This is a genomic window from Micromonospora sp. NPDC050980 (assembly GCF_040653835.1).
In the GTDB taxonomy this organism is placed as follows: domain Bacteria; phylum Actinomycetota; class Actinomycetes; order Mycobacteriales; family Micromonosporaceae; genus Micromonospora.
The window spans coordinates 1-7,344 of sequence record NZ_JBFAGS010000009.1 but is presented as its reverse complement, the minus strand read 5'-3'; the positions used below and the strand labels follow the sequence as shown (position 1 = coordinate 7,344).

Annotated in this window: 3 protein-coding genes and 1 pseudogene; 2 read left to right on the top strand and 2 right to left on the bottom strand. The window is 76.4% G+C overall.

Going from position 1 to position 7,344, the window contains the following annotated elements:
* A partial coding sequence (locus AB0H28_RS15785) for an ABC-2 family transporter protein (protein ID WP_358039725.1) occupies window positions 1-767 on the bottom strand: 767 nt, incomplete at its 3' end.
* Between the two features lie 240 nt (window positions 768-1,007).
* Here AB0H28_RS15785 and AB0H28_RS15780 point away from each other — a divergent pair.
* Together AB0H28_RS15780 and AB0H28_RS15775 are read left to right on the top strand one after the other, a co-directional pair.
* Window positions 1,008-5,600 carry a WG repeat-containing protein gene (locus tag AB0H28_RS15780; protein WP_358039722.1) on the top strand — a complete coding sequence of 1,531 codons (4,593 nt, stop codon included), beginning with the start codon at window positions 1,008-1,010 and terminating at the stop codon, window positions 5,598-5,600.
* Between the two features lie 52 nt (window positions 5,601-5,652).
* A complete protein-coding gene (locus AB0H28_RS15775) occupies window positions 5,653-6,651 on the top strand; it encodes an aldo/keto reductase family protein (RefSeq protein ID WP_358039719.1) in 999 nt (332 codons plus the stop codon).
* Between the two features lie 43 nt (window positions 6,652-6,694).
* Here the strand turns inward: AB0H28_RS15775 and AB0H28_RS15770 are convergent.
* Window positions 6,695-7,344: pseudogene (locus tag AB0H28_RS15770) on the bottom strand (site-2 protease family protein); the annotation flags it as partial.

The following is a 7,344-nucleotide window of genomic DNA, read 5'->3' as shown; positions in this document are numbered from 1 at the left end:
CCCTGCACCACCAGCCGGCGCTCCGCGCGGCGCTGGACCAGCCGGCAGAGCGCCAGCAGCAGCACCGCCCAGACGACCTGCACGCCGACCAGGCCGACCGCGGTCACCGTCGACTCGCGTTCGACAAGCACGTCCAGCGGGACCTGGAGGAGACTCGGGAACGGGGTGGCGTACCGCAGGGTCGCCTCCACCGCAGCGGGCAGGAAGCCGAGCGGGAAGTAGAGACCGGCCAGCACGCCCGAGCCCAGCGTCCAGAGAATCATCGGGCCCCGGACGTCCTGGAGCCAGTAGGCGGTCGCGTTGACCAGGTAGCGGCAGGCGAAGCAGACCACCACCGCGAGCAGCGCGGAGAGCAGGAACAGCGGCACGGTGGCCCAGTGCCGGGGCACGTGGACCGCGAAGAAGAGCGGACCGATCACCAGCGGGGGCACCAACCGGGCGAGCGCCGCGAAGCCGGCCCGGCCGAGGTCGATGGCGAGATAGTTGGTCACCGGGTGCACCGGACGCAGCAGGTCGGCGGCCACGTCGCCGGAGCGGATCCGGTCGGCCAGCTCCGTCCAGCCCCAGATGGCGATCACCGCCAGCAGCCCCTGGCCGGCCCAGACGAACGTGCCGAGCTGGGCCCGGTCGTAGCCGGCCACGGTGCCGGCCGTGCCGGTGGCGGCGAGGAAGATGTAGCAGCGCAGGAAGCCGAACACGGTGTTGGTGGCGACGCCGGCCACGGCGACCTGGCGGTAGGTCGCGTGCCGGCGCCAGCCCGCCGCCACTATCGCGCCGAATGTCCGAAACCATGGGGTAACGTGTGCGTCCGTGGGTGGTGCCACAGTGGCGGTGACCGAGCCCACGCCGTTACCCTCCTTCCGCAGGCAAGACGTGCTGGACCGGGCGACTCTACCGGCACGTCCGGCGCTTTGGCGCGACAATTTCCGACGAGGTGACACCGCCGTGAGCGAGCGACGCGAGCCGGTTCTCAGGCCGCGCCGCGCGACCGGCGGGAAGGGCTGTCGATGAGTGGCTGGGGCAGCTGGCGCGAGCCGGCGGAACCGGCCTGGGCCCTCGCGCCCACCCACGAGTGGGAGCCGCAGTTTCCCGGCCAGCGCTATCCGGGCGACATCGGCCTGGAGCACCTGACGCCCCCACCGCCCCGTCGCCCCGTGGTCGGCCGCGCCGAGGTGCGCCCGGTCAGCCCGGCCCCCGACGACACGTACCCGATCAGCCCGGCCGGCTCACGCGGGACGTACCCGGTCAGCCCGGCCGGCCCGGAGACCTACCCGATCAGTCCCGCCGGCCCGGACGGCCGGCACCCGCGCGGACACCAGGCCCCACCCGAGCGTCTCGACCAGCGTTGGGTCCGCCCCGGGGCCACCTCCTACCGCTCCGCGCCGATCGAGCCGGGCTGGGCGCCGGAGCCGAACGAGACCCCGCGATCCGCCCCCGGCTGGTCCGAGCGCCGCCGGCCGGCGGGTGACCGCCCCGCCGCGGCGAACGGGCGCGAGGCCGCCGCCCGCGTCCAGTGGAGCCCGCCGCCGGACGAGCGGCGTGTCGCCTCCCCGGACGGGCGACGCGAGCCCACGCCGCCCGACGATCGTCGCGGGCTCGCCGCGGACGAGCCGCACGGTCCGTACGTCGACAGCTGGCGGGACCCCGAGCCGGACAGCCACCCGCGGTGGCGGGACCCGGGCCGGCCGATTGATCGGCGCGACCAGGCCGGCGCCCCGACGGAACGCGGCCGGGCCGACCACGGCGAGCCGCGCCGGGACGGCCGGCGTGAGCCGGGTCCGCGTCCCCACCCCGACCGGCGCGAACCGGCCGCCGGCCGGCGGGACGACGCCGCGCCCCGTCGAGAGGCCGCCGCGCCCGCCGACGTCCAGCGTCCGGCCGCCGGGCACGGCCGCGCCCCGCAACGCGCCGAAACCGATCGGTACGGCGTTCCGCGCCCTGCCGACCAGCGGTGGGACGGTCAGCGCGACCGCACCTACCCGGCGCAGGGCGAGTGGCCGGTGATCGAGCGGCGGCCCCGCACCGAACCCGCCACGCACCGGCCCGACGAGCGGCGCCGTCCCGTCGTGGACGGCCACCCGGTCCCGCCGCCCGACGCCGCGCGCCTCGACGGTCACCGCCCGGACCGGGAAGGCGCCGCCCGGGACGCCGTCGGCCGGGCCCGTCCGGATGCGCGGGACGTCCGGCTGCCCTCGACCGGCGCTCGTCCCGAGGCCGACCGGCGGCAGCCCGAGCCGGAGCCGCGTCGGGCGGACGCCGCGGCGCCCCCCGGCTACCGACCCCGTCCGGAGCAGTGGTCGGCCCGACCCGAGGAGCACAGGCGCGGCCGTCGCGACGACGTGCCGACCCCACCCGTGCCGCCGAGCCGACCGGACGAGCCCCGGCGGCCGGCCTCCCCGGTGTCGGACCGGTACGACGAGGCTCGCCGTCCGGCGCCGCCCGCCTACCCCGGCCCCGCCCCGGCCCGGGCACCCGAGCGCGGCCCGGTCCCGCCCACCCGGACCGGCCCTGCGGAGGTCCGGCCGCCGCAGGGCCCGCCGCCGCCAGTCACCGCCACGCCCTCGGCCCCGGAGGCTCCGCCGGTCACGCCGGGTCGGCCGGAGCGGTCGGTCGCGGCCGGCGCTCGGCAGACGGACGAGCAGCGCCCGGCAGCTCAGGCGGCGGACTCCGGCACGGAGGCATGGTTCCGGTCGAGCCACGACGCGACGCCACCCGCGCGCGATCCCGGGGCGGCGGCGCCGGGGTACGGCACGCCGGCCGTCGCGTCCCGACCGGACGACGGGGACGCGCCGGCCCGTCCGGTCCCCTCCGCCGACCGTCCGGCACCCGCCGACCGTCCGGCACCCGCCGACCGTCCGGCACCCGCGGACCCGGCCGCACGGCCGGACGCAGCCGCGCCGGGCGTCGACGGTCGAGGCTCCACGCCGACCACCACCGCGACCACGGCGTCCGGGCGGCGCGGGGACGACGCCCGGACACCGATGCCCGACGGGACCGTCAGGCCAGCGGCGGCTGACATCGCGGCGGCGGCCGAGGTCACGGTGCCGGGCGCCCGCCCGCCGGTCGAGTCCCGGACACCCGTGCCGTCGGCCCCCGGGGACGGCACGCCGCCGCAACCGCGGCCCGGCACCGGGCCGGCGCCTGAGCCACCGGCCGGCGCACCGACTCACGACGAGCCCGCCGGCACGGGCACCGAGAACGCGCCGGTCCGCGCGGCCGGCACGACCACCGGCGGCGAACCACCCCCGGTCACCGTGCCGCCGGCCGCCGAGGAGGTGCCGCCGGTCGGGGCGGACCCGGCGGTGGCACCCGTGCGGGCGGACGACGAGCCGTCTCACACCACGCACGGCGGCACGGCACCGTCGCCCATCACGCCTTCGGCAGCACCCGTCAGCCGCCCCGACCTCGACCGGTCGGAACCCGCACCGACGACCGCCGCCGCGCCGATGCCTGCGCCGGCCGCTCCGGCTCCGGCGGTACGCCCGCAACCGCGCCACGGCGACGAGTTGCGGGCCGGGGCGGGTCCGGCCGGTCCGCTCCCGGGCGCGACCGGGTCGAGCACGGCGCCCGCCCTGACCACTACGCCCGGAACCGACCCGACCGGGACGGCGCGTACCGGAACCGACGCGCCGGCCACCGCGTCGACCGGGACGGATCCGCTCGACCCGGAACGCGCCACCACCGGTCCGGGCCGGACGTCGACCGGCGGAACCGACCTCAGCGACACCACGCCCACCCACACCGGCCGAACGGACACCGCGCCGCCCACCGAACCGCACCGTGTCGACCCGCCCCGGACGGCAGCCGACCCAGCCAGGGCCGCCGCATTGACCAGTAGCAGGCCCGGCATCACGGCGACGCCGGACCGCACCACGGCGGCCCCACCCGGCGGCGCAGCGACGCCGGCCGGCATCCCGGCGGGCGGGTTGAGCCCGAGTGACGTCGCGGTCATCGCCGCGAACAGCACCGGCGCGGCGACGCCCGAGGCGAGCGCCAACCAGCTCGAAGATTATTCGGCTACGCAGGAGCACACCGAATCCAGTTCGGGCCAACCGGCCACCTCGCCCCCGGCGGACGCGGCGACCGGCGAGTGGACCGGCACCGAGCCGTCGGGTGCCCCGGCGCAGACGGGTGGGACGCCCGAGGTGCAGACGGGTCAGGCGCCGACCGCGCCGACCGACGAGGCCCCGACCGGGGACACCGAGGCCGACGGGGCGGCGGGTCCGCGTACCTCGGCGGCGGGGCCGGGAGGTGACCCCCGGGCGGACGGGCCGGACGACGAACCGGCGCCGACGGACCCGGAACAGGCCCTGGCCGGAGTCGACTGGCGGCTGCACCCGGAGACGCTGCGCGAGGAGCCGCCCGATCCGGCGCGGCTGCGCCAGATCCGCGACGGCCTCACCGGCAAGCTCGGCACGGCGCTGGACAACCGCAGCCGGGCCCGGCTGCTGAGCCTGCGCTCGGTGGCGTCCCGGATCCTCGGTGAGCTGGACGACGCGGTCGCCGACGGGCGGCTGGCCCTCACGTACGCGGAAGCCACCGGCGAGTTGCGGCGGACCTCGCTGGCCCGCGCACGCCTCGCCGAGGTGCTGCGCTGGCGCGGTGAGCACGCGGAGGCCGACCGGCTCTTCGCCGAGGCCAACTCGCCGGAACTGCCCGGCCGGCTGCGCGCGTCGCTGCACGAGCACGCCGGGCGCTCCTGCTACGACCAGGGCCGGCTGACCGAGGCGTGCGTGCACTTCGAGCGGGCGCTGGACCTGCGTCAGGGCGAGGACGCGGCGTTGCACGCGCGGACCGAGGTGGCGCTGGACGCGGTGGCGCAACGGGCGGCGCGCGACGGCTTCGGTCCGGCGCCCCGCAGCCGGGAGGAGGTGCTAGGCACCCCCCGCTACCCGGCGGCGACGTTCGACGACTCGGAACAGCTCTGGGGGTACGCGGACGCCGACGGCGAACTGGTCATCGCGCACCGGTACGCCGAGGCCCAGCCGTTCCACGAGGGACTGGCCTGGGTACGCCGCCCCGAGGCGTCCCGGTGGGCGCTGATCGACACCAGCGGGGCGGCGTTGATCGAGGCGAACAACGGCTACCGTGCGGTCGGCGCCTTCACCGAGGGGCTGTCGTGGGTGTCCATGGACGGCAAGAGCCGGTGGATGGCCGTCGACCGGATGAACATCGTGAAGATCCCGCCCGGTTACGAGGAGGTCCGGCCGTTCCGCAACGGCCTGGCCCCGGTGCGGCAGAACGGTGGCTGGGGCGCGGTGGACCGCACCGGCGCGGTCGTGGTGCCCACCCGCTACCACCGGCTCGGCGCGCCGCTGGCCGACGGCCGGCACCTGGACGGCTTCACCGCCGACGGGCTGGCCGTGGTGGAACTGGCCGGACGCCGGGGCGTGGTGGACCGCGGCGGGCGGGTGCTGGTGGCGCCGGCGTACCCGACGCTCGTGGTGCACCCGGTGGCGTTCCTGGTCACCACCGAGACCGGCCGGTGGGGGGCGTTGGACCGGCGCGGTCAGCCGCTGATCGACCCGGTGCACCCGAGCCGCGCCGCGGTGGCCGCGGAGATCGACCGGCTGCTCGCCGACACCAGCCCGGTGCTCTGAGCCCGGCACGTCCCAGCGGGTGCTCCGCGGCGTGCGGGGCTAGGGTCGGGGCATGGAATTCCGACACCTGGGCCGCTCCGGCCTGATGGTCAGCGAGATCTCGTACGGCAACTGGATCACCCACGGCTCGCAGGTCGAGGAGGAGGCCGCGGTCGCCTGCGTCCGGGCCGCCCTCGACAGCGGCATCACCACGTTCGACACCGCCGACGTCTACGCCGGCACCCGGGCCGAGTCGGTGCTCGGCCGCGCGCTTTCCGGCGAGCGCCGCGAAGGGCTGGAGATCTTCACCAAGGTGTACTGGCCGACCGGCCCGGGCCGCAACGACCGCGGCCTGTCCCGCAAGCACATCATGGAGTCGATCGACGGCTCGCTGCGCCGCCTCCAGACCGACCACGTCGACCTCTACCAGGCCCACCGGTACGACGTCAGCACGCCGCTGGAGGAGACGATGGAGGCGTTCGCCGACGTCGTCCACTCCGGCAAGGCGCACTACATCGGCGTGTCCGAGTGGACGGCGTCGCAGCTGCGCGAGGCGCACGCGCTCGCCCGCGAGCTGCGCATCCCGCTGATCTCCAACCAGCCGCAATATTCGATGCTCTGGCGGGTCATCGAGACCGAGGTGGTCCCGGCCAGCGAGGAGCTGGGCGTCGGCCAGATCGTCTGGTCGCCGATGGCCCAGGGCGTGCTCTCCGGAAAGTACCTGCCCGGCCAGCCGCCGCCGGCCGGCTCCCGCGCCACCGACGAGAAGTCCGGCGCGAACTTCATCGCCCGGTGGCTCACCGACGACGTGCTCACCCGGGTGCAGCAGCTCAAGCCGATCGCCGAGCAGGCCGGGCTGACCATGCCGCAGCTCGCCGTCGCCTGGGTGCTGCAGAACCCGAACGTCGCCTCGGCAATCGTCGGCGCGTCCCGGCCCGAGCAGGTGCACGACAACGTGAAGGCGGCCGGCGTGAAGCTCGACGCCGGCCTGCTCAAGGCGATCGACGAGATCGTCGAGCCGGTCACCGAGCGGGACCCGGCGAAGACCGAGAGCCCGGCGCAGCGTCCGTGACGCCCGCCGTCCCCGGGCCGGCGACGCGCCGGCCCGGGGACGGTCAGCCCTGCCAGAAGCGGATCAGGTAGAGCCCCAGGCGGTAGAGGTCCGGCGGGAGGCCGAGCGCGTCGCCGACCGCGAACACCCCGCCGAAGAACACGCCGCCGATCCGCGGGCTCCACAGCAACGCGAACAGCAGGATGAATCCGTACGGGGCGAACAGGTCGTACATCCGCCGGTAGGCGGGGCTGAGCCAGGGCTGGATCATGTTGCCGCCGTCCAGCCCGGGCACCGGCAGCAGGTTGAGCACGCTGGCCATGAGCTGGAGGAACGCGAGCAGGCCGACGCCGGCCCAGAACTCCAGCGGCCCGCCCAGCGCGGGCCCCCAGGTCACGGCCGCCACCAGCAGCAGGGTGAACAGCACGTTGGTGGCCGGACCGGCCAGGCTGACCAGGGTGTGCCGCAGCCGGCCGGGGATGGCGTGGCGGTCCACCCAGACCGCGCCGCCGGGCAGGCCGATGCCGCCGAGCAGCAGCACGACCACCGGCAGCACGATCGACAGCAGCGGGCTGGTGTATTTCAGCGGGTTGAGCGTCAGGTAGCCCCGGTGGGCGATGTGTTCCGCCCCGGGTTAGATGGAGACATCGAAACCTGGAGGAACACCAGCGATGCCCGCACCGAAGAAGTACCCCGACGAGCTGCGTGAGCGTG

Excerpts from the sequence above, each read along its gene's own strand:
- AB0H28_RS15780 (WP_358039722.1), top strand. The coding sequence starts at position 1,008 with ATGAGTGGCTGGGGCAGCTGGCGCGAGCCGGCGGAACCGGCCTGGGCC.
- AB0H28_RS15775 (WP_358039719.1), top strand. The coding sequence starts at position 5,653 with ATGGAATTCCGACACCTGGGCCGCTCCGGCCTGATGGTCAGCGAGATC.